Origin of the sequence: Pseudomonas tumuqii, from assembly GCF_013184545.1 — a bacterium.
In the GTDB taxonomy this organism is placed as follows: domain Bacteria; phylum Pseudomonadota; class Gammaproteobacteria; order Pseudomonadales; family Pseudomonadaceae; genus Aquipseudomonas; species Aquipseudomonas tumuqii.
In genome coordinates, this window is record NZ_JAAOJA010000003.1 from 388,810 (window position 1) to 414,224 (window position 25,415).

Sequence of the window (25,415 nt, forward strand, 5' to 3'; positions counted from 1 at the left end):
TATAGCGCAGGATATTTGACTAATATGCACGAATGAAAACGACCCTCGATGAATTGCTGGCCTTTGTCAGCGTGGTAGACAGCGGTTCTATTAGCGCCGCAGCCGAACACCTGGCGCAGACCGCTTCCGGCGTCAGTCGCGCCTTGAGCCGGCTGGAAGACAAGCTGGATGTCACCCTGTTGCGCCGTACCACCCGGCGTCTGGAACTGACCGAGGAGGGCCAGGCCTTTCTCGCCCAGGCGCGCAAGATCCTCGAGGCGGTCGAGGACGCCGAAGAGCAGATGAAGGTGCGTCGGCAGAAGCCCGCCGGGCGTCTGCGGGTGAATGCCGCCGCGCCTTTCATGCTGCATGCCGTGGTGCCGCTGATCGCGGGCTTTCGCGCGCAGTACCCGGAGATCCAGCTGGAGCTGCACAGCAGCGACCGGATCATCGATCTGCTCGAGCAGCGCACCGATGTCGCCATCCGCATCGGTGCGCTGCGCGATTCGACCCTGCATGCGCGCGCACTGGGCAGCAATCGCCTGCGCATCCTCGCCAGCCCGGCCTACCTCGCGGCTCACGGCACGCCGCAAAGCGTCGAGGCGTTGCGCGACCACAGCCTGCTCGGCTTCACCCAGCCCGACAGCCTCAACCAGTGGCCGCTGCGCCATCCGCTCGGCGATGCGCTGGCGATCAGCCCGAGCCTGCAGGCGTCCAGCGGCGAGACCCTGCGCCAGTTGGCCCTGGCCGATGTGGGCATCGTCTGTCTGGCTGACTTCATGACCGGCGCCGACCGCCGCCGCGGCGAGCTGGTGCAGATCCTGGCGCAGCACACGGTCGAGGTGCACCAGCCGATTCATGCGGTCTACTACCGCAACACCGCGCTGGCCTCGCGCATCGCCTGCTTTCTCGATTATCTGAATGACCGCTTGGCCGACCAGGCGGATCAGCCGGCGTAGCCATAACGCCGGGCAATCAGCTGGTCGATGGCCAGCAGCCCCGGGCCCTTGGCCACGAGCAGCAGCAACACGGCCGCCCAGACCCCGTGGGTCGGGTAGGCATCCGGGTAGACGAACAGCTGAATGACCAGGGTCATGCCGAACAGGGCCAGGGCGGAGAAGCGGGTGGCCAGGCCGAGCAGGATCAGCAGCGCAAACAGGTGCTCGCTGACGGCAGCCAGCTGCGCGGCCAGTGCCGGCGCCAGCAACGGCAGTTGGTACTCGTGCTCGAACAGCGGGATGGCCGAGGCGGAGAGTCGCGGCAGGCCGAACTCGAAGGTCCCGGAAACGAGATCGATGGCCAGGCCTTCGATCTTGGTCTGCCCGGATTTCCAGAAGATCGCGGCAATCGAGAAGCGCGCGAGCAGGGCGACCAGGCTGTAGGGAACCCGCGTGCACAGGTCGATTGCGCGGGCGATCAGGCGAGCCGGGGTGATGGGGTGGGTCAGAGCGTGAGCGGTCATGGCAGTGGCCTTTGCTTGTCGTATGTACAGTGGGTGATTGCACCTGCGCGCAGCAGCTGGGCCAGGCAGGCGCCGAGGTCGAAGGTCGGGTCGGATGCCAGTGCTGGCTGGGTGGCGGCGCCCAGCGGCTGGCCTTGGAGCAGGGCCTGGATAAACACCAGGTCGCCCCGGCGGATGCCGAGCACTTCGACCGCCAGGCCGTTGCGCAACACCAGGGCGCATTGCGCCTGGTCGGGGTCGACCTCGGCCAGCGCCAGCGCGCCCTGGTGGGCGGCCCACAGCGAGACCACCGCGAAGGCCGAATCGAGCAGGCCGAGCGCGGGCTGCAGGCGCAACCGCAGGCTACCGAGGCGTTCCGGTACCGCCAGGGCCGCGGCCAGTACAGTCGGGTTCAGGGGCGCGGCGTCGGCCGCGTGGTAGGCGCGGATGCGCAGCAGTTCGAGGCGCGCCACGTCCGCCAGGTATGGAAGGCTGCCGGCCGGGGCGAAGCCCTCGATGAATGTCGGAAAGTCGGTACCGTAGTCGGCCAGGATGCGCGTGCGCGGCGGCGAGTGGCGTACGTAGACCGCCGCCATGGCGCGGAAGAACGCCTCGCCCACCAGCTGCTGCACCACCGGAAAGCTGGCAGCCAGGGCGTCGATCAGCGAGCTCAGGACGTTGTTGCGGTAGACGGCGAAGCGCGCCGCCGGATCCGAGCCGTTCCAGGTTTTCAAGTCCGCCGGGCAGTCGCGCTCGGGATCGAGCAGGGCGGCGAAAAAATCCTGCTGGCTGTTCATGCCGAGGCCTGCCGTCGAGTCGGCTGAATCGCGTCGAGCAGCGCCTGCGCGTGCTGCGCTTCCTCCAGCAACAGATCCAGGGGCGGGATGGCATTGTCCCGTTCGAGCAGGGTCGGGGTCGCGCCGATCAGCTGCAGCACCTCGGTGTAGAGCCGCCATACGGCGGCGTCGACGGGCGCGCCGTGGTTGTCGATCAGCAGGCGCTCGCCCGCCGCGTCGCGGTCTTCGGCGAAGCCGGCGAGGTGGATTTCGCCGACCGCGTGCAGCGGCAGGGCGTGCAGATAGGCCTGCACGTCCCAGTGATGATTGATGCTGGAAACGTAGGCGTTGTTGACGTCCAGCAGCAGGCCGCAGCCGGTGCGGCGGACCACTTCGCCGATGAAGGCGGCTTCGTCCATGCTCGAGTGGGCGAATTCGACATAGGTCGCCGGATTCTCCAGCAGCAGCTGGCGCTGCAAGCGGCTTTGCACCTGATCGATATGCGCGCAGACCCGGGTCAGGGTCGCGTTGTCGTAGGCAAGCGGCAGCAGGTCATTGAGAAACACATCGCCATGGCTCGACCAGGCCAGGTGTTCGGAAAAGGCCTGCGGCTGATAGCGCTCGAGCAGGCTGGCCAGGCGCTCGAGATGTTCCCGGTCGAGCGGCTGCTGTGCACCGAGCGACAGGCCGACGCCATGGATCGACAGCGGGTAGCGCTCGCGAATCAGGCCCAGGTAGTGGTGGAAGGGCCCGCCCGCGACCAGGTAGTTCTCGGCATGCACTTCGAAGAAGCCGACTGCCGGGTTGCGCTCGAGGATCTGCTGGTAATGCTGCGATTTCAGGCCGATGCCGGCCCGAGGTGGCAGCTGGGGCGACAGTGCGGGAGCGCCGTTGGTGGCCTGGGTTGGCGAGACGATCATCATCGACGCTCCTGCAGGGGTTCTGCGGTTGCAACAATATCGAATGCCGGCCGAGACGACTCCAGGCATTCGCCGCCTCAGCAGCGGACCCTGGAGGCGGTCGCAGTCGGCCAGAGTCTTAGGACTGCTTCACTTCCTTGAAGGCCTCGAGCTGGCCGAAGCCGGTCGGCGAGGTCGGCGAGGCGGTCTGTTCGCAGGTGCCCTGGGGTACGAGCTTCCAAGCGTTGCCCTGGTAGTCGACCTTGGCAGTGCCGGCGCAGGTGGTGCCGGGGCCGGCGGCGCAATCGTTCTTGCCCTGCATGGCGACGCCGAAACATTTCTCGTTGTCCGCCGCCTGGGCGGTGAGCGGCGCGCTGGATATCGCCAGGGCAGCGCCCAGGGCCAGGGCGAGCGCGGCGGCCGATACAACGGCATGGGAAGCGGTGGTGTTCATCTGGGTTGCTCCGTCTTGACGATTGATGGGTGCGGGTCAGCATGGAACGGCATGCCGCATCGAGCGTTTCGCCTTGGCTGTGTTTTGCCGTTCCTGCTTCTAGAGACGGAGTGGCTCTGCTTTCGTTACAGGCACGCTCGAACAAAAAAAGCCGGCATGCCGGCGCACGGGCTGGTGCGGGCGACGTGCGGCGGTGGGTGTGGCTAGGGCGGCGGGCAGGGCGCCGCTGCCCGCCGGCGCCGCGCGGTGTGCGCGGCGTTGGGGGCCTGAAGCACGGGTGGCGCGGCGGTCAGCTGCGGGCGGCGAGGTAGGCGTTGTAGTCGGGGATGCGGTAGTCGTGGGCCTGATCCAGCAGCACGCTGCTGAGCATGTAGTCGGCGCTGCTTTCGTTGCAGGCCACCGGGATGTTCCACACCGCGGCGACCCGCAGCAGTGCCTTGATGTCCGGGTCATGGGGCTGCTGTTCGAAGGGGTCCCAGAAGAACACCAGCATGTCCACCCGCCGTTCGGCGATGCGCGCGCCCAGTTGCTGGTCGCCGCCGAGCGGGCCGCTGATCATGCTTTCGATCGGCAGGTCGAGGCGGCGGCCGAGCAGCAGGCCGGTGGTGCCGGTGGCCAGCAGGTGGTGCCGGGCCAGCTTGTCGCGCTGGCGTTCGCTCCAGTCGAGGAGGAATTCCTTGCAGTGGTCGTGGGCGACCAGGGCAATGCGCTTGCGCTCGGGCAGGGTGGCGGTGGTAAAGCTGATGCGGCTCATGATGGGTTCCTGGTCTCGCTAGTTGTACGGTGATCGATCAGGCTCGGCGCGCCTGGTAGCCCGGATGCCATCCGGGGAAACGCTGTCGCGGACTGCCTCCGGGCTCCTACACAGTCAGACGCGCCGCCCGCAATCGCGTTCAAGCCGCGTTATGCAAGGCCAGGCAGGTATCCAGCATCCTGTTGGAGAAGCCCCATTCGTTGTCGTACCAGGCCATGACTTTCACCAGCTTGCCGCTGACCTTGGTGTGGTTGGCGTCGAAGATCGACGACAGCGGGTTGTGGTTGAAGTCGCAGGAGACCAGCGGCAGGCTGTTGTAGCCCAGCACCGGCGAGGTGCGGCTGGCGCTCAACAGCAGCTGGTTGATGTCTTCGGCGCTGGTTTTGCGGCTTACCTGGACGGTCAGGTCGACCAGCGAGACATTGATCACCGGTACGCGCACGGCCATGCCGGTCAGCTTGCCGGCCAGCTCCGGCAGCACCAGGCCGACCGCTTCGGCGGCGCCGGTCTTGGTCGGGATCATCGACTGGGTGGCCGAGCGGGCGCGGTAGGGATCGCTGTGGTAGACGTCGGAGAGGTTCTGGTCGTTAGTGTAGGCGTGGATGGTGGTCATCAGGCCGTGCTCGATGCCCAGTTCGCGTTGCAGCACCTGGGCCACCGGGGCCAGGCAGTTGGTGGTGCAGGAGGCGTTGGAGATTATCTGCATGGACTGGCGCAGAATGTCGTGGTTGACGCCGTAGACGATGGTGGCGTCGGCGCCCTTGGCAGGTGCCGAGATGATCACCTTGCGTGCGCCGGCGGCGAGGTGGGCGGCGGCCTTGTCGCGCTCGGTGAACAGCCCGGTGCACTCGAAGACCACGTCGACCTTGAGCGCCTGCCACGGCAGCTCGGCCGGGTTGCGAATGGCGCTGACGGCGATACGATCACCGTTGACCGTGAGGCTTTCGCCATCGCTGTCGACGCTGCCGGCGAAGATCCCGTGCACGCTGTCGTACTTGAGCAGGTGGGCATTCATCGCGCTGTCGCCGAGGTCGTTGATGGCGACCACCTGCAGCTGTTGGCGGTAGTCTTGACTGTAGAGGGCGCGGAGCACGTTGCGGCCGATGCGGCCAAAACCGTTGATTGCGATACGGATAGTCATGGATGAGGCCCTGGCCTGGTTTTGTTGTTGGAATTACAAGATTATGCTCGTAAGTATAGAAATCAAGTGTTTTAAGTGGCAGTATTTTTGTATTAAGTACAAAATATTGCTATCCGCCAGCCTGGAGTCAATCACATGCATCCCCGCGTACTTGAGGTAACCGACCGCCTGATCGCCCGCAGCCGCGCCACGCGCGAGCCCTATTTGGCGATGATTCGCGCGGCGGCCAGCGAAGGCCCGCAGCGCGGCAAGCTGCAATGCGCCAATTTCGCCCACGGCGTGGCGGGCTGCGGCAGTGAGGACAAGCAGACCCTGCGCCTGATGAATGCGGCCAACGTGGCGATTATTTCTGCTTATAACGACATGCTCTCCGCCCATCAGCCCTACCAAGACTATCCCGAGCGAATCAAGCAGGCCCTGCGCGAAATCGGTTCAGTCGGCCAGTTCGCCGGCGGCGTGCCGGCCATGTGCGACGGCGTGACCCAGGGCGAGCCGGGCATGGAGCTGGGCATCGCCAGCCGCGAGGTGATCGCCATGGCCACCGCGGTGGCGCTGTCGCACAACATGTTCGACGCCGCGCTGTACCTGGGGATTTGCGACAAGATCGTCCCCGGCCTGCTGATGGGCGCCCTGCGTTTCGGTCATCTGCCGAGCCTGTTCGTGCCGGCCGGTCCGATGCCGTCCGGGCTGTCGAACAAGGAAAAGGCCGACGTGCGCCAGCGCTATGCCGAGGGCAAGGCGACGCGCGACGAGCTGCTGGCCGCCGAGATGGCCGCCTACCACAGCCCCGGCACCTGCACCTTCTACGGCACCGCCAACACCAATCAGCTGCTCATGGAAGTGATGGGCCTGCACCTGCCGGGCGCCTCCTTCATCAACCCCAACACCCCGCTGCGCGATGCCCTGACCCGCGAGGCGGCGCAGCAGGTCACCCGCCTGACCAAGCAGAGCGGGCAGTTCATGCCGCTCGGCGAGATCGTCGACGAGCGCTGCCTGGTCAACTCCATCGTCGCCCTGAGCGCCACCGGCGGTTCGACCAACCACACCCTGCATATGCCGGCCATCGCCCAGGCCGCGGGGATCCAGCTGACCTGGCAGGACATGGCCGATCTGTCGGCGGTGACGCCGACCCTGGCCCACGTCTATCCCAACGGCAAGGACGATATCAACCATTTCCAGGCCGCCGGCGGCATGGCCTTCCTCATCCGTGAGCTGCTGGATGCCGGGCTGCTGCACGAGAACGTCAACACCGTGGCCGGTCACGGCCTCAGTCGCTACACCCGCGAGCCCTTCCTCGACGACGGCCAACTGGTCTGGCGCGACGGCCCGGGCAAGAGCCACGACGAAAGCGTGCTGCGCCCGGTGGCCAATCCCTTCTCCGCGGAAGGCGGTCTGCGCCTGATGCAGGGCAACCTCGGGCGCGGGGTGATGAAGGTCTCCGCCGTGGCCCTGGAACACCAGTTGGTCGAGGCCCCGGCGTTGGTGTTCGAGGATCAGCAGCAACTGGCCGATGCCTTCAAGGCCGGCGAGCTGGAGCGCGACTTCGTCGCGGTGATGCGCTTCCAGGGGCCGCGCAGCAACGGCATGCCGGAACTGCACAAGATGACCCCGTTCCTCGGTGTGCTGCAGGACCGCGGCTTCAAGGTGGCGCTGGTCACCGACGGGCGCATGTCCGGCGCCTCGGGCAAGATTCCGGCGGCCATCCACGTCTGTCCCGAGGCCTACGGTGGCGGGCCGCTGGCGCTGGTGCGCGACGGCGACATGATTCGCCTCGACGGTCACACCGGCGAATTGCAGTTGCTGGTCGATGTCGCCGAGCTGGCGGCGCGCGAGCCGGCGGTCGGCACCCTGGACAATGCCGTGGGCTGCGGTCGCGAGTTGTTCGCCTTCATGCGCCAGTCCTTCAGCTCGGCAGAGCAGGGCGCCTGTGCCTTCACCACCAGCCTGGAGTCGCTGAAGTGAAACTGGCCCTGGTCGGTGACATTGGTGGCACCAACGCGCGCTTCGCCCTGTGGCGCGACGAACAGCTGGAGTCGGTGCGGGTGCTGGCCACCGCCGACTATCCGGGGCCGGAACAGGCGATCCGTGCCTACCTGAGCGAGCTGGGCCTGGCGCTCGGCGCGGTGGGTTCGGTGTGTCTGGCCTGCGCCGGCCCGGTCAGCGGCGACCTGTTCCGCTTTACCAACAACCACTGGCGCATCAGCCGCTCGGCCTTCTGCCGCGAGCTGCAGGTGCGCGAGTTGCTGCTGGTCAACGATTTTTCCGCCATGGCCCTGGGCATGACCCGCTTGCGCGATGACGAGCGGCTGCCGGTCTGCCCCGGCACGGCCGAGCTCGAGCGTCCCTGCGTGGTGATCGGCCCGGGCACCGGCCTCGGCGTCGGCACGCTGCTGGCCCTGGCCGACGGCAGCTGGCTGGCCTTGCCCGGCGAGGGCGGCCATGTCGACCTGCCGATCGGCAGCCCGCGCGAGGCCGAGTTGTGGCAGCAGCTGTATCGCCAGCTCGGCCATGTGCGCGCCGAGGATGTGCTCAGCGGCAGCGGCCTGCTGTTGCTCTATCGCACCTTCTGTGCGCTGGATGGGCACGAGCCACGCTTGAGTTCGCCGGCCGAGGTCACGGCGGCGGCGCTGGCCGGCGATGCGGTGGCGGTGGCGGTGCTGGAGCAGTTCTGCTGCTGGCTGGGGCGCGCCGCCGGCAACAACGTGCTGAGCCTGGGCGCGCGCGGCGGCGTGTATATTGTCGGCGGTGTGGTGCCGCGCTTCGCCGAGTTTTTCCTGGCCAGCGGCTTCGCCCGCTGCCTGCGCGACAAGGGCCGCATGAGCGACTACTTCGAGGGTATCCCGGTGTGGCTGGTGACGGCCGAATACCCGGGGTTGATGGGCGCGGGCGTGGCCTTGCAGCAGGCTTCTGTGTAGGGTGCGCGGGGTCGCCTAGGCCGTGCGCACCGCCTGCGATTATTGGTGCGCGCGGCGCACCCTACAGATTGAGCGCGCGTTAGCCCCATAACAATAAGGACGGCGGACCATGAGCCAGCCCGGAAAATCGATTCTGCTGGTCGACGACGACCAGGAAATTCGCGAACTGCTGCACACCTACCTGAGTCGTGCCGGCTTCCAGGTGCGTACCGTCGGCGACGGTGCCGGCTTTCGCCAGGCCCTGTGCGCCGAGTCAGCCGACCTGGTGATTCTCGATGTGATGCTGCCCGACGAGGATGGCTTCAGCCTCTGTCGCTGGGTGCGCGAGCATCAGCATTTTGCCCAGGTGCCGATCATCATGCTCACTGCCAGTTCCGACGAGACCGACCGGGTCATCGGTCTGGAGCTGGGCGCCGACGATTACCTGGGCAAGCCGTTCAGCCCGCGCGAGTTGCTGGCGCGGATCAAGGCCCTGTTGCGCCGTGCGCACTTCACCCAGGAGCGCGGCAGCGAGGTGCTGGCCTTCAATGACTGGCGCCTGGATATGGTCAGCCACCGCCTGTTTCATCGCGACGGCGAGGAGGTGATCCTCTCCGGCGCCGACTTCGCCCTGCTCAAGCTGTTTCTCGATCACCCGCAGCAGATCCTCGACCGCGACACCATCGGCAACGCCACCCGTGGCCGCGAGGTGATGCCGCTGGAGCGCATCGTCGACATGGCGGTCAGTCGCCTGCGTCAGCGCCTGCGCGATACCGAGAAGCCGGCGCGCCTGATCCGCACCGTGCGCGGCAGCGGTTACCAGTTGGCGGCGGCGGTCACGCCGCATAACCATGTTTAGCCTGCGCAAGTGGTTGTCGCTGCCGCGCTCGCTGCTCGGGCGCATGCTGCTGCTCACCCTGCTGGTGGTGTTGCTGGCCCAGGCGCTGTCCAGCGTGATCTGGGTGTCGCAGCTGCGCGCCAGCCAGATGGAGGGCCTGCTCACCAGTGCCCGCAGCCTGGCGCAGTCGATGGCCGCCAGCGTCGGCTACTTCCGCTCGCTGCCGCTGGGCTACCGGCCCATGGTCCTCGATCAGCTGCGCAATATGGGCGGCACGCGCTTCTTCGTCTCGCTCAACGACAAGCCACTGGACATGCAGGTGCTGCCGGAAACCCCGCGCAAGCGCGCGGTGCTCGATGCGGTCGACGCCACCCTGCGCGAGCGCTTGGGCAAGGACCTGGATGTGTCGGCGCAGTTCGTCAGCCCGGATGACCTGCGCATCTTCAACAACGCGCTGAAGCTCGACGAGCTGCCGCGCTCCTGGGCGCATTACGCCCTGAGCCTGGAACCGCTCAATCCGCCGGTGCTGGTGACGCAGATCCAGATCGCGCCGAACGAGTGGCTGTACCTCGCCTCCTTGATGCCCGAACCCTATGTCAGCCTGGAACAGCAGGGGCTGCCGGCCCAGCAGCTGTGGTTCATCATCCTTACCAGCAGCTTCCTGCTGCTGTTCATCGGCATCCTGGTGCACTGGCAGAGTCGGCCGCTCAAGCGCCTGGCGCTGGCAGCGCGGGAAATGTCGCTGGGCAGCGAGGTCGAGCCGCTGCCCGAGGCGGGGGGCAGCGAGGTGGTCGAGGTCAGTCGCGCGTTCAACGCCATGCGCGAACGCATCGGTCGTTACCTGCGCGAGCGCAGTCAGTTGTTCAGCGCCATTTCCCATGACCTGCGCACGCCCATCACCCGTCTGCGCCTGCGCGTCGAGCTGCTCGACGACGAAGCGGTGCAGGCCAAATTCAGTCGTGATCTGGATGAGCTGGAGATGCTGGTCAAGGGCGCATTGCAGTGTGTCAAGGACACCGACATTCACGAAAATATCGAGCCGGTCGACCTCAACCAGTTGCTCAATTGCGTGGTCGAGCCCTACCTGGCGCCGGCCGGCAATGGTCGGGTGACCCTGGATGGCCAGGCGTGCGCGGCCTATCCCGGCAAGCCCCTGGCGCTCAAGCGCTGCATCGGCAACCTGGTGGACAACGCGCTGAAGTACGGGCAGAACGCCCACCTGCATATCGAGGACGATGCCGCCGCCTTCGTCCTGCATGTCGACGACGAGGGGCCTGGGGTGCCCGAGCAGCGCCTGGAACAGGTGTTCGAGCCGCATTTCCGCCTGGCCGGACAGCAGCAGGGCTATGGCCTGGGCCTGGGTATCGCGCGCAACATCGCCCACAGCCACGGCGGCGAGGTGAGCCTGCGCAACCTGCGCGAGGGCGGTTTGCGGGTGACCCTGAGCCTGCCGCGTTGATGGGAGCCTGTATCCGGTGGTTGTGTAGGGTGGATGACGCCTTTTTCATCCACCTTCGCAGTTGGTGGATGGATAAAGCGTCATCCACCCTACGTTCGTTCCCGCTTTGTAACCATCCTGTGACCTTTGCGCATCCCTTCGTTACCCGCGGCGGTGCCGACCCTGGTTAGACTCGATTCCAGCGCAAGCACCAGACTTGCCGGTGCATAACAACAAGAAAGGAACCTGCTCATGAATGCGATTTCTCGCCTGTCCACCGCTGTTTCCCTCGCTGCCCTGATGCCGCTGACCGCCCTTGCCGGTGAAGTCGAAGTGCTGCACTGGTGGACCTCCGGTGGCGAAAAGCGCGCCGCCGATACCCTGCAGAAACTGGTCGAAGACCAGGGCCACACCTGGAAAGACTTCGCCGTCGCCGGTGGTGGTGGCGAAGCGGCCATGACCGTGCTGAAAACCCGCGCCGTCTCCGGCAATCCGCCAGCCGCCGCGCAGATCAAGGGCCCGGACATCCAGGAGTGGGGTGAACTGGGCCTGCTCGCCGACCTCAATCAGGTGGCCGAGCAGAACGGCTGGAATGAGCTGTTGCCGCCCCAGGTGATCGAGGCGATGCAGTTCGGCGGCGACTACGTGGCGGTGCCGGTCAACGTGCACCGGGTCAACTGGCTGTGGATCAACCCCGAGGTGTTCGCCAAGGCCGGTGCCACGCCGCCAACCACCCTCGATGAATTCTTCGCCGCCGCGGAAAAGCTCAAAGCCGCCGGCTTCATGCCCCTGGCCCATGGCGGTCAGCCCTGGCAGGACAGCACCGTATTCGAAGACCTGGCCCTGGCTGTGCTTGGCCCGGAAGACTTCCACAAGGCCTTCGTCGAGCTGGACGAGTCCGTGCTGACCAGCACCAAGATGGTCGAGGTATTCACCGCCCTGCAGAAGCTGCGCGGTTATGTCGACGCCAACGCCGCCGGGCGTGACTGGAACAGCGCCACCGCCATGGTCATGAACGGCAAGGCCGGCATGCAGATCATGGGTGACTGGGCCAAGAGCGAATGGACCGCCGCCGGCAAGGTCGCCGGCAGCGATTATGAGTGCCTGCCGTTCCCCGGCACCCAGGGCAGCTTCGCCTATAACATCGATTCGCTGGCCATGTTCAAGCTGAGCAATGCGGACAACCGCAAGGCCCAGGAAGACCTGGCGCGCACCGTGCTGGAGCCGGAGTTCCAGCAGTTCTTCAACCAGAACAAGGGCTCGATCCCGGTCCGCATGGATCAGGACATGAGCAGCTTCGATGCCTGCGCGCAGAAGTCCATGGTCGACTTCAAGGAAGCCGCCGGCAATGGTGGTCTGCAGCCGAGCCTGGCCCACGGCATGGCCGCCTCCAGCTATGTGCAGGGCGCGGTGTTCGATGTGGTGACCAACTTCTTCAACGACCCCAAGGCCGATCCGCAGAAGGCTGCCCAGCAGCTGGCCGCGGCGATCCAGGCCGTGCAGTAGAGTCGGCCCGGCCGCCGGTGCGCCGGCGATAACCCACTACGTTTGACCTGCTTGTCCCTGGCGCATGCCCTCCGGCGCGCGCCACGGGATCGGCCGTGCCGGATTTCTGTAGGAGCCAGGGGGACGCCGAGTTCTTGCTGGCGATCCATCAACCGCAGTCGCGCTGATCGCCAGCAAGCTGGCTCCTACTAGTGGCGCAACACGCAACGGAGTCACCCATGAGTTCAATCGCAGTTTTCACCAAGGCCTCACCGCTGGATGCGCTGCAACGCTGGCTGCCCAAGCTGGTGTTGGCGCCGAGCATGCTGATCATTCTGGTCGGTTTCTACGGCTACATCCTCTGGACCTTTCTGCTCTCGTTCACCAGTTCGCGCTTCATGCCCAACTATTCCTGGGTTGGCCTGCAGCAGTACGCCCGCTTGTGGGACAACGACCGCTGGTGGGTGGCGAGCCAGAACCTGTTGCTCTTCGGCGGCCTGTTCATCGGCATCAGCCTGGTGATCGGCGTGCTGCTGGCGGTGCTGCTGGATCAGCGGATTCGCCGCGAAGGCTTTATCCGCACCATTTTTCTCTACCCCATGGCACTGTCGATGATCGTCACCGGCACCGCCTGGAAGTGGCTGCTCAACCCCGGTCTGGGCATCGACAAGATGCTCCGCGACTGGGGCTGGGAAGGCTTTCGGTTCGACTGGCTGGTGGACCCGGATCGGGTGGTCTACTGCCTGGTGATCGCCGCGGTCTGGCAGTCCTCGGGCTTCGTCATGGCGCTGTTCCTGGCGGGCCTGCGCGGGGTCGATCAGTCGATCATCCGCGCCGCCCAGGTCGATGGCGCCAGCCTGCCGAACATCTACCTGCGCATCGTCCTGCCGAGCCTGGGCCCGGTGTTCTTCAGTGCCCTGATGATCCTCTCGCACATCGCCATCAAGAGCTTCGACCTGGTCGCCTCGATGACCGCCGGCGGCCCCGGCTACGCCTCCGATCTGCCGGCGATGTTCATGTATGCCCACACCTTCACCCGCGGCCAGATGGGCCTCGGCGCCGCCAGTGCGATCCTCATGCTCGGCGCGGTGCTGGCGATCCTGGTGCCCTACCTGTACTCCGAACTGCGAGGCAAACGTCATGACTAAGCCCGTCAGCCTGAGCCGCGTGGCGATCTACGCCACCCTGTTGGCCGCCTGCGCGGTCTACCTGATCCCGCTGGTGATCATGCTGTTGACCAGCTTCAAGAGCCCGGAAGACATCCGCACCGGCAACCTGCTGTCCTGGCCCGAGGTGTTCACCGCGATCGGCTGGCTGAAGGCCTGGGACGGGGTCGGCGGCTATTTCTGGAACTCGGTGAAGATCACCATTCCGGCGGTGCTGATCTCCACCGTGATCGGCGCGTTGAACGGTTACGTGCTGGCCATGTGGCGATTCCGCGGTTCGCAGCTGTTCTTCGGCCTGCTGCTGTTCGGCTGCTTCCTGCCGTTCCAGGTGGTGCTGCTGCCGGCGTCCTTCACCATCGGCCAGCTCGGCCTGGCCAACACCACCAGCGGCCTGGTGCTGATCCATGTGGTCTACGGCATGGCCTTCACCACGCTGTTCTTCCGCAACTACTACGTGAGCATTCCGGATGCCCTGGTGCGGGCGGCGCGGCTGGATGGCGCCGGCTTCTTCACCATCTTCGGGCGCATCCTGCTGCCCATGTCGACCCCGATCATCATGGTCTGCCTGATCTGGCAGTTCACCCAGATCTGGAACGATTTTCTGTTCGGCGTGGTGTTCGCCAGCGGCGATACCCAGCCGATCACCGTGGCCCTGAACAACCTGGTCAACACCAGCACCGGGGCCAAGGAATACAACGTCGACATGGCCGCGGCGATGATCGCCGGCCTGCCGACCCTGGTGGTCTATGTGCTGGCCGGTAAGTACTTCCTGCGCGGCCTCACCGCCGGCGCGGTCAAAGGTTAGGAGAACGATATGGCAACCCTCGAACTGCGTAACGTCAACAAGTCCTACGGCAGCGGCCTGGCGGACACCCTGAAGAACATCGAGATCTCGATCGATTCCGGCGAGTTCCTGATCCTGGTCGGTCCCTCCGGTTGCGGCAAATCGACCCTGATGAACTGCATCGCCGGCCTGGAAGACATCAGCGGCGGCGCGATCCTGGTCGACGATCAGGACATCAGCGGCATGAGTCCCAAGGACCGCGACATCGCCATGGTCTTCCAGTCCTATGCGCTGTACCCGACCATGACCGTGCACGGCAACATCGCCTTCGGCCTGAAGATGCGCAAGATGGCCCCGGCGGCCATCGAGGAAGAGGTGGCGCGGGTGGCCAAACTGCTGCAGATCGAGCACCTGCTCGGGCGCAAGCCCGGCCAGCTGTCCGGCGGCCAGCAGCAGCGCGTGGCCATGGGCCGGGCGCTGGCGCGGCGGCCGAAGATCTACCTGTTCGACGAGCCGCTGTCGAACCTCGACGCCAAGCTGCGGGTGGAGATGCGCACCGAGATCAAGCTGATGCACCAGCGCCTGAAGACCACCACGGTCTACGTCACCCACGACCAGATCGAGGCCATGACCCTGGGCGACAAGGTGGCGGTGATGAAGGATGGCATCATCCAGCAGTTCGGCACCCCCAAGCAGATCTACAACGACCCGGCCAATCTGTTCGTGGCGAGCTTCATCGGCTCGCCGCCGATGAACTTCATTCCCCTGCGCCTGCAACGGCGCGACGGTCAGTTGCTGGCGCTGCTCGACTCCGGTCAGGCGCGTTGCGAACTGCCGCTGGGGGCGATGGAGGCGGGCTTCGAGGATCGCGAAGTGATCCTCGGCATTCGTCCCGAGCAGATCCTCCTGGCCACGGACGAGAGCCGCAATCAATCGTCGATTCGCGCCGAGGTCGAGGTCATCGAGCCCACCGGGCCGGACACCCTGGTGTTCGTCGAACTCAACCAGACCAAGGTGTGCTGCCGCATGGCCCCGGACGATGCGCCGCAGGTGGGGCAAACCCTGGAGCTGCAGTTCGATCCAAGCAAGGTGCTGCTGTTCGACGCCAAAAGCGGCGAGCGCCTGCTGCCGGGCAAACCCCTGGCCAGCGGAGGCAAAGTGGCCCAGTTCAAGGCCGGCTAGCTCGGTAGGGTGCGCGGGGCCGTCTAGGCCATGCGCAGCGCTGCCAAGGCCGCTTCGACGGTTGGATAAAGACAATCGGCAGCCTCGGCCCCTGGTGCGCACAGCGCACCCTACGGGGACGAGGGCACTGCGTAGGGTGCGCTGCGCGCACCACTGGAGTTCACCGAATCCGCCGCTTCGGCGGTTATCCGAAGCAGTTCACACAATAAAAACAATCAGGAGCAGACATGAAGATCAGTATCAACCCTCAGTCATCACGGCGCGGCGCGCCCTGCCTGCTGGCCCTGGCCCTCGGTCTGGCCTTGCCCCAGGCCCAGGCCCTCGAGTTCAGCGGCTATGTACGCAGCGGCGCCGGCAGTGCGGACGGCAATGGCAGCCAGTCGTGCTTCCAGTTGCCCGGTGCCCAGTCGAAATACCGCCTGGGCAACGAGTGCGAGCACTACATGGAGCTGGACCTGCGCCAGGACCTGCTGACCCTGGACGACGGCTCGGTGCTCAGCGTCGAGGGCATGGCCCAGCTGTACAACGAATACGGCCACACGCCCGAGTTTACCGGCGACTACGGCTTCGCGCGGATGAACCAGATGTACGCCGAATTGAGCAACATGCCGGCGCTCAATGGCGGCTCGTTCTGGGCCGGGCGACGCTTCTACAAGCGTAACGACATCCATATCTCCGACTTCTACTACTGGAACCAGAGCGCCACCGGCGCCGGTATCGAGGACTTCGAGCTGGGCGGGCTGAAATACAGCTACGCCTTCTCGCGCAAGGACAGCTACTTCCAGGAACCCTATATCAATCGTCACGACTTCAACGTGGCCGGCTTCAAGACCAATCCGGGTGGCGAGCTGGAGTTCGGCCTGAGCTACATCGACAAGCCCGACAGTACGGATGCCAACAGTGGTTGGGCGCTTACCGCGCAGCATGTGCAGAGCGACTTCCTCGGTGGCAAGAACAAATTCGCCCTGCAGTATGGTCGCGGTCCGGGTACTGGTCTGGGTTACACCGGCGACGTGAGCCTGGATCGTGACAACAAGAGCTATCGCCTGGTCGAGTTCTTCGACTGGCAGATCACCCCGCGCCTGGGCGGCCAGGTGCAGTTCGTCTACCAGAAAGACGTGCGCCCGGATGGCAGCGACCAGGACTGGCTGTCGGTGGGCGGGCGTACCAGCTATGCCTTCACCGAACAGTTCAAGCTGGTCGGCGAGCTGGGTCACGATCAGGTCGATGCGGTCGATGGCACGCGCAAGCTGAGCAAGTTCACCGTGGCGCCGACCTGGTCGCCAGCCGGCCCGGGGTTCTGGGCACGTCCCGAGTTCCGCCTGTACTACACCTACGCCAGCTGGAACCAGGCGGCGCAGCGCGCGGCCAGTCAACTGGCGGCGGGTTCGGCGCTGTCCGACAGCGGCGCCTTCGATAACGCGCGGCACGGCTCCAACTTCGGCGTGCAGGTCGAGTACTGGTGGAAGTAAGCCAGTGCAGGTCATGCCGCTGAGCAGGGTGGGCGATGGCGCCGATTAAGCCGTGGCGTTTGCCCGGCCCGCTCGCAGCGCAGCCAAGGAATGCCTCTCCGCATCCCTTGGCTGCGCTGTTTCCGCTGCCCGCTGGGCAAGCCCAGCAGTGGCTGCAGCACCAGGGGCGCGAGCTGCTGTTGCTCGAGCACCCACGCTTCCAGGCGGCGTTCAGTCGCCAGGGCGGCCAGTTGCTGCACTTCCAGCCGCACGGCCAGCGGCCCTGGCTGTGGTGCGCCAGCCATTGGCCGCGCGGCGGGGCGATTCGCGGCGGCGTGCCGGTGTGCTGGCCCTGGTTCGGCCGTCACCCCAGCGAAAGCGGTTGGCCGTCCCACGGCTGGGCGCGGCTGAGTGACTGGCAATTGCTCGACAGCGAGGCGGACGAGCGGGGCGTGCGCCTGACCTGGCAACTGGAACTGTGCGACTGGCGGGTGACCCTCGAGGTCGAACTGGGCGAGGAGATGAGGTTGCGCCTGCGCACCTCGCACCAGGACAGCGAACCCTGCCGGCTCAGCCAGGCCTTGCACGCCTACTGGCAGGTCAGCGATGTCGCGCGGGTGGCGTTGCTCGGCCTGGATGGCGCCGCTGGCCATGACCTGCTGGCGCGCGGCGACTGTCGGCAGCAGGGCGAACTGCGCGTCGAGGAGGGCTGCCACCGGATCTTCCGCCCTGGCGCGCTCTTGCAGGTGCAGGACCTGGCCTGGCAGCGGCGCCTGCTGGTCGACACCCGTGGCGGCGCCAACAGCGTGGTCTGGCATCCCGGCAGCCGGCCGCTGACCGATGTGAGCTGGCGCGAGGCGCTGGGTTTTGTCTGCGTCGAGGCCGCCAGTTGCGGACCCGACAGCCTGTCCCTGGCGCCGGGGGACGAGGCACTGCTGTGTCTGCAGGCCAGTCTGGGCTGAGAGCTTGTGAAAAAACTCCCGCCTACTGCGACCGCCCCTGGATCTCGCTGCTGGCGTTGCGTTAACGCGCCTTGCCGCAAACGCCTGGAGACGGCCTCGCTACGGCGCTCGATATTTTCAAACCTCTGAGTCCGGGGCTGTCCGGTGCGTGGTCATTGCCGCGCATGACCAGGGTCGCGTACGACGCATCGTCGATTACCCCCTTTTCACTAGTTTCGTCCGCGAGGCAGGCGGCTGTTCGGGCTTCTGCCACGGTTGGCTTTCAGTCGGTGCCGCAAGTCCGGAATCATTAAGCGTAAATGTTGTAATAAAACAACATTTGCGCTTGATGATTGGGTTTGTGTCGGATAACAATAGCTTTGTTTAGTAAAGCAACCACGTATTTGGCGGCTTCCCGGGTCGATGGTGCAGTGAGTGGGTTGCCTGTTGCGCCCCTTCTCCACAAAAAAGGGCGCCGCCAGTGCCTTTGCTTATCCCTGTCCAAACCGTCGTTGAGGAGTCTGAGCTATGCGCCGAAGAACCAAGATCGTGGCCACCCTGGGGCCGGCTACCGAGAGTCCCGAGGCGATCGAGGCGCTGGTCAAGGCGGGGGTGGACGTGGTGCGCCTGAACTTCTCCCACGGCGCCGCCCAGGAGCACATCGCCCGCGCCGCGCTGGTGCGCGAGATGGCCCACAAGCACGGGCGCTTCGTCGCCGTGCTGGCCGACCTGCAGGGGCCGAAGATCCGCATCGCCCGCTTCGCCGAGGGCAAGGTGCAGCTAAGCAAGGGTCAGGCCTTCGTCCTCGACGCCGGGCTGGACAAGAGCGCCGGCAATGCGCAGGCGGTGGGCATCGACTACGAGGCCCTGATCAGCGATAGCCGCCCCGGCGACATCCTGCTGCTGGACGACGGCCGTATCGAACTGGTGGTGCGCCAGGTCGAGGCCAGTCGGTTGCGGTGCGAGGTGCTGGTCGGTGGTCCCTTGTCCAACAACAAGGGCATCAACCGCAAGGGTGGCGGCCTGTCGGCGACGGCCCTGACCGACAAGGATCGCCTCGATATCCGCACCGCGGCCGAGATGCAGGTCGACTACCTGGCGGTGTCCTTCCCCCGTGATGCCGCCGATATCCAGCTGGCGCGCCGCCTGCTGCAGGAGGCCGGCGGCGAGGCCGGGCTGATCGCCAAGATCGAGCGGGCCGAGACGGTCAACGACCTCGCGGTGCTGGACGCGATCATCGAGGCCTCCGACGGGGTCATGGTGGCGCGTGGCGACCTCGGCGTGGAGATCGGCGATGCCGAGCTGGTCGCGGTGCAGAAGATGATTATCGAGCGCGCGCGCACGCTCAATCGGCTGGTGATCACCGCGACCCAGATGATGGAGTCGATGATCACCCAGTCGATGCCGACCCGCGCCGAGGTGTTCGATGTGGCCAACGCCGTGCTCGACGGCACCGATGCGGTGATGCTGTCGGCCGAGACCGCGGCCGGGGCCTATCCGGTGGAGACCGTCGAGGCCATGTGTCGGGTGATCGTCGGTGCGGAGAAGCACCCGCTGGCGCATCGCTCCAAGCACCGCATGGACGAAGTGTTCCACAAGATCGACGAGTCGATCGCCATGTCGGCGATGTACGCGGCCAACCACCTGCACGGGGTCAAGGCGATCATCTGCATGACCGAGAGTGGCGACACGCCGCGGCTGATGTCGCGGATTCGCTCGCACCTGCCGATCTATGCCTTTTCCCGCAACCCGCGCACGCAGAGCCGGGTCGCGCTGTTCCGCGGGGTGCAGACCATTCCATTCGACAGCGACAGCTACCCGATCGCCGAGGTCAACGGCCGCGCGGTCGACGAGTTGCTGCGTTGCGGGGTGGTGGTCGAGGGCGATCACGTATTGATTTCGCGTGGCGATCACGCCAATGCCCAGGGTGGCACCAACTGCCTGCGGGTGATCCGCGTGGGCGATCGCATTTGTTAATCGAGGAGCTGCCTGTGAACCGATCCAGTATCTACAACGACCGCACGACGGTCATCGCGGCGGCCGACGCTGAGTGGCCGCGCGACTTCGATTTTCGCGAAGCCTACGCCGAGCAGCGTGAATTGCTCGAGCAGGCGCCCCTGTGTCGCGAGACCCCAACCCACGTCCAAGGTACCGAGCGCAATGACTGACATGACCCTGATCCAGCAAGTGGCCGCCCGTGAAATCCTCGATTCGCGCGGCAATCCGACCGTGGAGGCCGTGGTGACCCTGGCCGGTGGCGCCGTGGGCGTCGCCAGCGTGCCGTCCGGCGCCTCTACCGGCAGCCGCGAGGCGCTGGAGTTGCGTGACGGCGGCGAGCGCTACAAGGGCAAGGGCGTGCTGCGCGCCGTGGCCAATGTCAACGGGCCGCTTGGCGATCGGGTGCGCGGGCTGGATGCGCTGGATCAGCGTGCGGTCGATGCGGCGATGATCGCGCTGGACGGCAGCGAGGACAAAAGCGTGCTGGGCGCCAACGCGATCCTCGCGGTTTCGCTGGCCACCGCCAAGGCCGCCGCGGCGGCGCAGCAGGTGCCACTGTATGAGCACCTGGCGACGCTCTATGGTCAGCCGGGCCGCTTCAGCCTGCCGGTGCCGATGATGAACATCATCAACGGCGGCGAGCACGCCGACAACAATGTCGACATCCAGGAGTTCATGATCCAGCCGATCGGCGCCAGCTCCTTCAGCGAGGCCTTGCGCATGGGCGCGGAGATCTTCCATACGCTCAAGCAGGTGCTCGGCGAGCGCGGCCTGAGCACGGCGGTGGGCGACGAGGGCGGCTTCGCCCCATCGCTGGCGTCCAACGAGGAGGCGCTGGTGGTGATCCAGGAGGCGGTGCGCCGCTCCGGCTATGAGCTGGGCAAGGACATCAGCCTGGCGCTGGACTGCGCCGCCTCGGAATTCTATCGCGACGGCCGCTATGTGCTGGCCGGCGAAGGCAAGAGCTTCGATTCCCGGGGTTTCGCCGATTACCTGGCCGGGCTGTGCCAGCGCTACCCGATCGCCTCGATCGAGGACGGCATGGACGAAAGCGACTGGGATGGCTGGGCCTACCTGACCGAGCGCCTGGGAAAGACGGTGCAACTGGTCGGCGACGACCTGTTCGTCACCAACAGCAAGATTCTGCGCGAAGGCATCGAGCGCGGCATCGGCAACTCGATCCTGATCAAGTTCAACCAGATCGGCAGCCTCAGCGAAACCTTCGACGCCATTCGCATGGCCCAGGATGCCGGCTATACCGCGGTGATCTCGCACCGTTCCGGGGAAACCGAGGACACCAGCATCGCCGACCTGGCGGTGGCGACCTGTGCCGGGCAGATCAAGACCGGCTCGCTGTGCCGTTCCGACCGGGTCGGCAAGTACAACCAGCTGCTGCGCATCGAGCAGGCACTGCAGGGTCGCGCGGCCTATAGCAGCGCTTCGATCTTTCCTCAGAGGAGTTAATGCCATGACCACCGCCAATCGCCTCGATAACCTGTTTCCGAGCCTGGCCGAGATTCCCGAGCAGTACCGTTTCGGCGCACCCATCGAGCAGCGCGACTACCTGGTCGATGGCCAGCTACGCACCTGGAACGGGCCGCTGGCCAGCGTGCGCAGCCCGGTGTTGCTCAAGTCCGAGCAGGGCGAGCAGCAGCTGATCCTCGGCAGTACGCCGCTGCTCGACGCCGAGACCGCGCTGGTCGCTTTGGATGCGGCGGTGCGCGCTTACGCCAATGGTCAGGGCGCCTGGCCGAGCCTGCGCGTGGCCGAGCGCATCCAGCATGTCGAGATCTTCCTGGCACGCATGCGCGAGCAGCGCGAGCAGGTGGTCAAGCTGCTGATGTGGGAGATCGGCAAGAACCTCAAGGACTCGCAAAAGGAGTTCGACCGCACCTGCGACTACATCGTCGACACCATCGAGGCGCTCAAGGAGCTGGATCGCCGCTCCAGCCGCTTCGAGCTGGAGCAGGATACCCTTGGCCAGATCCGCCGCGTGCCGCTGGGCGTGACCCTGTGCATGGGGCCCTACAACTACCCGCTGAACGAGACCTTCACCACCCTGATCCCGGCGCTGATCATGGGCAATACCGTGGTGTTCAAGCCGGCCAAGTTCGGCGTGCTGCTGATCCGTCCGCTGCTCGAGGCGTTCCGCGACAGCTTCCCGGCCGGGGTGATCAACGTGATCTACGGCAGCGGCCGGGAGACCGTCAGCGCGCTGATGGCCAGCGGCAAGGTCGATGTGTTCGCCTTTATCGGCACCCACAAGGGTGCCAGCGACCTGAAGAAGCTGCACCCGCGCCCGCACCGGCTGCGCGCGGCCCTGGGCCTGGATGCGAAGAACCCGGGGATCGTCCTGCCCGAGGTCGACCTGGATAACGCGGTCAGCGAGGCGGTCACCGGCGCGCTGTCGTTCAATGGCCAGCGCTGCACGGCGCTGAAGATCCTGTTCGTGCATGAGGATGTGGTCGAGCGCTTCCTCGAGCAGTTCGCCGCCAAGGTCGCCGCGCTCAAGCCGGGCATGCCCTGGGAGGAGGGCGTGAGCCTGACGCCGTTGCCCGAGCCGGGCAAGGTCGAGTACCTCGGCGGCCTGCTGGCCGATGCCGTGGCCAAGGGCGCGCGGGTGGTGAATGCCGGCGGCGGCGAAAGCCGCGGTTCGTTCTTCTATCCTGCCGTGCTCTACCCGGTGAGCGCCGACATGCGCCTCTACCAGGAGGAGCAGTTCGGCCCGCTGGTGCCTGTGGTGCCGTATCGCGATCTGCAGACGGTGATCGACTACGTGCTCGATTCCGACTTCGGCCAGCAGCTGAGCATCTTCGGCAGCGACTCGGCCCAGGTCGGCCGGCTGGTCGACGCCTTCGCCAACCAGGTGGGGCGGATCAACATCAATGCCCAGTGCCAGCGCGGCCCGGACAGCTTCCCGTTCAATGGGCGCAAGAACTCGGCCGAGGGCACCCTGTCGGTGCATGACGCGCTGCGGGTGTTTTCCATCCGCACCCTGGTGGCGACCAAATTCCAGGAGAGCAACAAGGCGCTGGTCAGCGAGATCATTCGCAACCGCGAGTCGAGCTTCCTGACCACCGACTACATCTTCTGAAGGCTGCCGCGATGAGCACACGTACTCTGATTATTTTGGATGGCGTCGGTTTGCGTCAGGAGGCCGATGCCAACGCCTTCGCCGCGGCGCGCACGCCGAACCTGGACGGCCTGCTGCAGTGCTTTCCGCATAGCCGGATCGCCACTTCCGGGTTGGCCGTTGGCCTGCCCGAGGGGCAGATGGGCAACTCCGAAGTGGGCCACATGAACCTCGGCGCCGGCCGCGTGGTGTACCAGAACCTCACCCGTATCGACCGGGCAATCGCCACCGGCGAGTTCGCCGCCAATCCGCCGTTGCTCGACCTGGTCGATGGTGCCCGGCGCCGCGGTGGCGCGGTGCACCTGCTCGGCCTGCTGTCGCCGGGCGGCGTGCACAGTCACCGCGAGCAGATACTCGCCGCCTGCCGGGTGTTGGCCGAGCGCGGTATCGAGCGTTTCTACGTGCACGCCTTTCTCGATGGTCGCGATACCCCGCCAAAAAGCGCGCAGGCTTCGCTCGACGCGTTGCAGGCGGAGCTGGCGGGGTTGGGGCGCGGGCGTGTCGCCTCGCTGATCGGCCGCTACTACGCGATGGATCGCGACAACCGCTGGGAGCGGATCGAGGCGGCCTATCGGCTGATCGTCGAGGGCCGCGCCGAGTTTCATGCGGCCAGTCCCGACGAGGCGCTGAGTGCGGCCTACGCGCGCGGCGAGTCGGACGAATTCGTCCGCGCCACCGCGATTGGCCCAGCGGTGCGGGTGGCGGAGGAGGACGCGCTGATCTTCATGAATTTCCGCCCCGATCGGGCGCGCCAGCTCTGCCATGCCCTGGTCGACCCCGGGTTCGACGGCTTCGCCCGGCCGAAGCCGATCGACAAGCAGCGCCTGCTCACCCTGACCCGCTATTCGGATCGACTCGACGGGCCTTGCGCCTATGCGCCGCAGGCTATCGCCAACAGCCTCGGCGAGTACCTGGCGGCGCTGGGCAAGACCCAACTGCGCATCGCCGAGACGGAAAAATATGCCCACGTCACCTTCTTCTTCAATGGCGGTCGCGAGCAGCCGTTTGCCGGTGAGCAGCGGATTATGATCCCCTCGCCGAATGTCGCGTCCTACGATCTGCAGCCGCAGATGAGCGCCCCGCAGCTGACCGAGCAGCTGGTGCAGGCGATCCGCAGCCAGGCCTTCGACCTGATCGTGTGCAACTACGCCAATGGCGACATGGTCGGGCACACCGGCTCATTCGCCGCGGCGGTGCAGGCGGTCGAGGCGCTGGATGCCTGCCTGGCCGAGGTGGTCGAGGCGACCCTGGCGGGGGGCGGCGAGTGCCTGATCAGCGCCGATCACGGCAATGTCGAGCAGATGCTCGATGCCGCGTCGGGCCAGGTGCACACCGCGCACACCCTCAACCCGGTGCCGCTGATCCTGGTCAGCGGCCGCGCCGGGCATTTCGCCCTGAGGGACGGCCGGTTGTGCGACATCGCCCCGACTCTGCTGGAGTTGATGGGCCTGCCGGTGCCGGCGGAGATGGATGGACGGTCGCTGCTGGTGGGTGGTTAGTTACCTGTCAGCCAACACTGCCGCCGTAGGGTGCGCTGTGCGACCGCTGGGCCGGGTGCCTGGTGCGCACGGCCTAGGCGGCCCCGCGCACCCTGCGGGCTGGGGTCGATGATTCCGGGAGGCGGGTTAGCTCGGTTCCTCGTCCAGCGGATAACGGCTGGCGTTGAGGCTTTCCTTGATCTTGCGCAGGTGCGGCTGGAAGTCCACGCCACGGCGCAGGGTCATGCCGGTGGCGAGCACGTCGAGCACGGTGAGCTGGATGATCCGCGAGGTCATCGGCATGTAGATGTCGGTGTCTTCCGGCAGCGGGATGTCCAGGCTCAGGGTGCTGGCCTTGGCCAGTGGCGAACCGGCGGCGGTCAGGCCGAGCACCGAGGCGCCGTTTTCCCGGGCCAGGCGTGCGACTTCCACCAGCTCGCGGGTGCGCCCGGTGTAGGAGATGATCACGAACAGGTCGCCGGTGTGCGCCACCGAGGCCAGCATGCGCTGCATCAGCACGTCGGCATGGGCCGATACCGCCAGGTTGAAGCGGAAGAACTTGTGCTGCGCATCCAGCGCCACCGGAGCCGAGGCGCCGAGGCCGAAGAAGTGGATCTGCCGCGCCTGGATCAGCAGGTCGACCGCGCGGCTGATCAGCTGCGGATCCATGGCCTGGCAGGCGCTGTCCAATGAAGCAATGGCGCTGCCGAAGATCTTGCGGGTATAGGCCTCAGGGGCGTCGTCGGCCTCCACCGCGCGGCTGACATAGGCGGCGCCGCTGGCCAGGCTCTGCGCCAGCTGCATCTTCAGCTCGGGGTAGCCGCTGACGCCGAACGAGCGGCAGAAGCGGTTGACCGTCGGTTCGCTGACCAGCGCGGCCTGCGCCAGGGCGGCGATACTCAGGCGGGTGGCTTGCTGCGGGTTGCGCAGAATCACCTCGGCGACTTTGCGCTCGGCCTTGTTCAGGCTGTCGAGTCGGCTCTGGATCTGCTCCAGAAGATTGCGCACGCGGTCCATTGTCATTCCTTAGCCAGGGCTGAAATTGCTGGCCTATCGTACTGATGGGCCCATGGGGCTACCACCGGAAAGTGTTTTTTAGCAAAATGTTGTTTTTATTACTACATATGGCCTTGATAAAATCCCGTCGACAGGGTATTTCTAGCTTAACTTGATAAAAGAACAA

General features: G+C 66.0%; 23 protein-coding genes. 16 read left to right on the top strand and 7 right to left on the bottom strand.

Features of this window, described 5'->3' with window-relative positions; genetic code table 11:
* The first annotated feature begins 32 nt into the window (after positions 1-32).
* Positions 33-938, top strand: coding sequence for a LysR substrate-binding domain-containing protein (locus G9C89_RS08290; protein WP_172147311.1), 906 nt, complete (start codon positions 33-35; stop codon positions 936-938).
* Here the strand turns inward: G9C89_RS08290 and G9C89_RS08295 are convergent.
* From G9C89_RS08295 to gap, 6 genes are all read right to left on the bottom strand, one after another.
* Complete coding sequence (locus G9C89_RS08295; RefSeq protein WP_172147313.1) at positions 926-1,441, bottom strand: DoxX family protein; 516 nt, start codon at positions 1,439-1,441, stop codon at positions 926-928. The two genes, G9C89_RS08290 and G9C89_RS08295, sit on opposite strands and share 13 nt — an antisense overlap.
* A complete protein-coding gene (locus G9C89_RS08300) occupies positions 1,438-2,217 on the bottom strand; it encodes an HvfC/BufC N-terminal domain-containing protein (RefSeq protein WP_172147315.1) in 780 nt (259 codons plus the stop codon). The genes G9C89_RS08295 and G9C89_RS08300 overlap by 4 nt, the downstream gene beginning before the upstream one ends.
* Positions 2,214-3,119, bottom strand: a complete 906-nt coding sequence (gene bufB / locus G9C89_RS08305; protein WP_390623779.1) for an MNIO family bufferin maturase — start codon at positions 3,117-3,119, stop codon at positions 2,214-2,216. The genes G9C89_RS08300 and bufB overlap by 4 nt, the downstream gene beginning before the upstream one ends.
* 115 nt (positions 3,120-3,234) lie before the next feature.
* Positions 3,235-3,549, bottom strand: coding sequence for a BufA1 family periplasmic bufferin-type metallophore (locus G9C89_RS08310; protein ID WP_172147319.1), 315 nt, complete (start codon positions 3,547-3,549; stop codon positions 3,235-3,237).
* Positions 3,550-3,838: 289 nt separating this feature from the next.
* Positions 3,839-4,303, bottom strand: coding sequence for a methylglyoxal synthase (locus G9C89_RS08315; RefSeq protein ID WP_172147321.1), 465 nt, complete (start codon positions 4,301-4,303; stop codon positions 3,839-3,841).
* Between the two features lie 139 nt (positions 4,304-4,442).
* Positions 4,443-5,444 carry a type I glyceraldehyde-3-phosphate dehydrogenase gene (gene gap / locus G9C89_RS08320; RefSeq protein ID WP_172147331.1) on the bottom strand — a complete coding sequence of 334 codons (1,002 nt, stop codon included), beginning with the start codon at positions 5,442-5,444 and terminating at the stop codon, positions 4,443-4,445.
* A gap of 135 nt (positions 5,445-5,579) precedes the next feature.
* Between gap and edd the strand changes: the two genes are divergently transcribed.
* The 15 genes from edd (at position 5,580) to gpmI (ending at position 24,253) form a co-directional block, all read left to right on the top strand.
* Positions 5,580-7,406 carry a phosphogluconate dehydratase gene (gene edd, locus G9C89_RS08325; protein ID WP_172147333.1) on the top strand — a complete coding sequence of 609 codons (1,827 nt, stop codon included), beginning with the start codon at positions 5,580-5,582 and terminating at the stop codon, positions 7,404-7,406.
* Positions 7,403-8,359: a glucokinase gene (locus G9C89_RS08330; RefSeq protein WP_172147335.1), complete on the top strand. Its 957-nt coding sequence runs from the start codon at positions 7,403-7,405 to the stop codon at positions 8,357-8,359. Before edd ends, G9C89_RS08330 begins: the two co-directional genes overlap by 4 nt.
* Before the next feature lie 109 nt (positions 8,360-8,468).
* On the top strand, positions 8,469-9,197 hold the full coding sequence (locus tag G9C89_RS08335) for a response regulator (protein ID WP_172147337.1): 729 nt from the start codon (positions 8,469-8,471) through the stop codon (positions 9,195-9,197).
* Positions 9,190-10,635, top strand: a complete 1,446-nt coding sequence (locus G9C89_RS08340; protein WP_172147339.1) for an ATP-binding protein — start codon at positions 9,190-9,192, stop codon at positions 10,633-10,635. The genes G9C89_RS08335 and G9C89_RS08340 overlap by 8 nt, the downstream gene beginning before the upstream one ends.
* 231 nt (positions 10,636-10,866) lie before the next feature.
* Positions 10,867-12,120: an ABC transporter substrate-binding protein gene (locus G9C89_RS08345; RefSeq protein WP_172147341.1), complete on the top strand. Its 1,254-nt coding sequence runs from the start codon at positions 10,867-10,869 to the stop codon at positions 12,118-12,120.
* Between the two features lie 218 nt (positions 12,121-12,338).
* On the top strand, positions 12,339-13,247 hold the full coding sequence (locus G9C89_RS08350) for a carbohydrate ABC transporter permease (protein ID WP_172147343.1): 909 nt from the start codon (positions 12,339-12,341) through the stop codon (positions 13,245-13,247).
* The gene (locus G9C89_RS08355; RefSeq protein ID WP_172147345.1) at positions 13,240-14,070 is read left to right on the top strand and encodes a carbohydrate ABC transporter permease; all 831 of its coding nucleotides are present in this window, start codon (positions 13,240-13,242) and stop codon (positions 14,068-14,070) included. Before G9C89_RS08350 ends, G9C89_RS08355 begins: the two co-directional genes overlap by 8 nt.
* 9 nt (positions 14,071-14,079) lie before the next feature.
* Positions 14,080-15,231, top strand: coding sequence for an ABC transporter ATP-binding protein (locus G9C89_RS08360; RefSeq protein ID WP_172147347.1), 1,152 nt, complete (start codon positions 14,080-14,082; stop codon positions 15,229-15,231).
* Between the two features lie 227 nt (positions 15,232-15,458).
* Complete coding sequence (locus tag G9C89_RS08365) at positions 15,459-16,703, top strand: maltoporin (RefSeq protein ID WP_172147349.1); 1,245 nt, start codon at positions 15,459-15,461, stop codon at positions 16,701-16,703.
* 107 nt (positions 16,704-16,810) lie between these two features.
* Complete coding sequence (locus G9C89_RS08370; RefSeq protein ID WP_256674135.1) at positions 16,811-17,644, top strand: D-hexose-6-phosphate mutarotase; 834 nt, start codon at positions 16,811-16,813, stop codon at positions 17,642-17,644.
* 507 nt (positions 17,645-18,151) lie between these two features.
* On the top strand, positions 18,152-19,600 hold the full coding sequence (gene pyk, locus G9C89_RS08375) for a pyruvate kinase (RefSeq protein WP_172147353.1): 1,449 nt from the start codon (positions 18,152-18,154) through the stop codon (positions 19,598-19,600).
* 14 nt (positions 19,601-19,614) lie between these two features.
* A complete protein-coding gene (locus G9C89_RS08380; RefSeq protein WP_172147355.1) occupies positions 19,615-19,791 on the top strand; it encodes a hypothetical protein in 177 nt (58 codons plus the stop codon).
* Between the two features lies 1 nt (position 19,792).
* Positions 19,793-21,085 carry a phosphopyruvate hydratase gene (eno, locus tag G9C89_RS08385; protein WP_172147524.1) on the top strand — a complete coding sequence of 431 codons (1,293 nt, stop codon included), beginning with the start codon at positions 19,793-19,795 and terminating at the stop codon, positions 21,083-21,085.
* Positions 21,086-21,089: 4 nt separating this feature from the next.
* Positions 21,090-22,715 carry an NADP-dependent glyceraldehyde-3-phosphate dehydrogenase gene (locus tag G9C89_RS08390; protein WP_172147357.1) on the top strand — a complete coding sequence of 542 codons (1,626 nt, stop codon included), beginning with the start codon at positions 21,090-21,092 and terminating at the stop codon, positions 22,713-22,715.
* Between the two features lie 11 nt (positions 22,716-22,726).
* Complete coding sequence (gene gpmI / locus G9C89_RS08395) at positions 22,727-24,253, top strand: 2,3-bisphosphoglycerate-independent phosphoglycerate mutase (protein WP_172147358.1); 1,527 nt, start codon at positions 22,727-22,729, stop codon at positions 24,251-24,253.
* A 126-nt stretch (positions 24,254-24,379) separates the two neighbouring features.
* On the opposite strand, the gene G9C89_RS08400 is transcribed toward gpmI, so the two are convergent.
* Positions 24,380-25,240: a MurR/RpiR family transcriptional regulator gene (locus G9C89_RS08400; protein WP_172147525.1), complete on the bottom strand. Its 861-nt coding sequence runs from the start codon at positions 25,238-25,240 to the stop codon at positions 24,380-24,382.
* Between the last annotated feature and the right edge of the window lie 175 nt (positions 25,241-25,415).

What these genes read in the sequence shown, in the direction of transcription:
- pyk (WP_172147353.1), top strand. Translation starts at nt 18,152, where the DNA reads ATGCGCCGAAGAACCAAGATCGTGGCCACCCTGGGGCCGGCTACCGAG.
- G9C89_RS08315 (WP_172147321.1), bottom strand. Translation starts at nt 4,303, where the DNA reads ATGAGCCGCATCAGCTTTACCACCGCCACCCTGCCCGAGCGCAAGCGC.
- G9C89_RS08300 (WP_172147315.1), bottom strand. Translation starts at nt 2,217, where the DNA reads ATGAACAGCCAGCAGGATTTTTTCGCCGCCCTGCTCGATCCCGAGCGC.
- G9C89_RS08390 (WP_172147357.1), top strand. Translation starts at nt 21,090, where the DNA reads ATGACCACCGCCAATCGCCTCGATAACCTGTTTCCGAGCCTGGCCGAG.
- edd (WP_172147333.1), top strand. Translation starts at nt 5,580, where the DNA reads ATGCATCCCCGCGTACTTGAGGTAACCGACCGCCTGATCGCCCGCAGC.
- eno (WP_172147524.1), top strand. Translation starts at nt 19,793, where the DNA reads ATGACCCTGATCCAGCAAGTGGCCGCCCGTGAAATCCTCGATTCGCGC.
- G9C89_RS08310 (WP_172147319.1), bottom strand. Translation starts at nt 3,549, where the DNA reads ATGAACACCACCGCTTCCCATGCCGTTGTATCGGCCGCCGCGCTCGCC.
- G9C89_RS08355 (WP_172147345.1), top strand. Translation starts at nt 13,240, where the DNA reads ATGACTAAGCCCGTCAGCCTGAGCCGCGTGGCGATCTACGCCACCCTG.
- G9C89_RS08340 (WP_172147339.1), top strand. Translation starts at nt 9,190, where the DNA reads ATGTTTAGCCTGCGCAAGTGGTTGTCGCTGCCGCGCTCGCTGCTCGGG.
- G9C89_RS08360 (WP_172147347.1), top strand. Translation starts at nt 14,080, where the DNA reads ATGGCAACCCTCGAACTGCGTAACGTCAACAAGTCCTACGGCAGCGGC.
- G9C89_RS08290 (WP_172147311.1), top strand. Translation starts at nt 33, where the DNA reads ATGAAAACGACCCTCGATGAATTGCTGGCCTTTGTCAGCGTGGTAGAC.
- G9C89_RS08350 (WP_172147343.1), top strand. Translation starts at nt 12,339, where the DNA reads ATGAGTTCAATCGCAGTTTTCACCAAGGCCTCACCGCTGGATGCGCTG.
- G9C89_RS08335 (WP_172147337.1), top strand. Translation starts at nt 8,469, where the DNA reads ATGAGCCAGCCCGGAAAATCGATTCTGCTGGTCGACGACGACCAGGAA.
- bufB (WP_390623779.1), bottom strand. Translation starts at nt 3,119, where the DNA reads ATGATGATCGTCTCGCCAACCCAGGCCACCAACGGCGCTCCCGCACTG.
- G9C89_RS08365 (WP_172147349.1), top strand. Translation starts at nt 15,459, where the DNA reads ATGAAGATCAGTATCAACCCTCAGTCATCACGGCGCGGCGCGCCCTGC.
- gap (WP_172147331.1), bottom strand. Translation starts at nt 5,444, where the DNA reads ATGACTATCCGTATCGCAATCAACGGTTTTGGCCGCATCGGCCGCAAC.
- G9C89_RS08295 (WP_172147313.1), bottom strand. Translation starts at nt 1,441, where the DNA reads ATGACCGCTCACGCTCTGACCCACCCCATCACCCCGGCTCGCCTGATC.
- G9C89_RS08345 (WP_172147341.1), top strand. Translation starts at nt 10,867, where the DNA reads ATGAATGCGATTTCTCGCCTGTCCACCGCTGTTTCCCTCGCTGCCCTG.
- gpmI (WP_172147358.1), top strand. Translation starts at nt 22,727, where the DNA reads ATGAGCACACGTACTCTGATTATTTTGGATGGCGTCGGTTTGCGTCAG.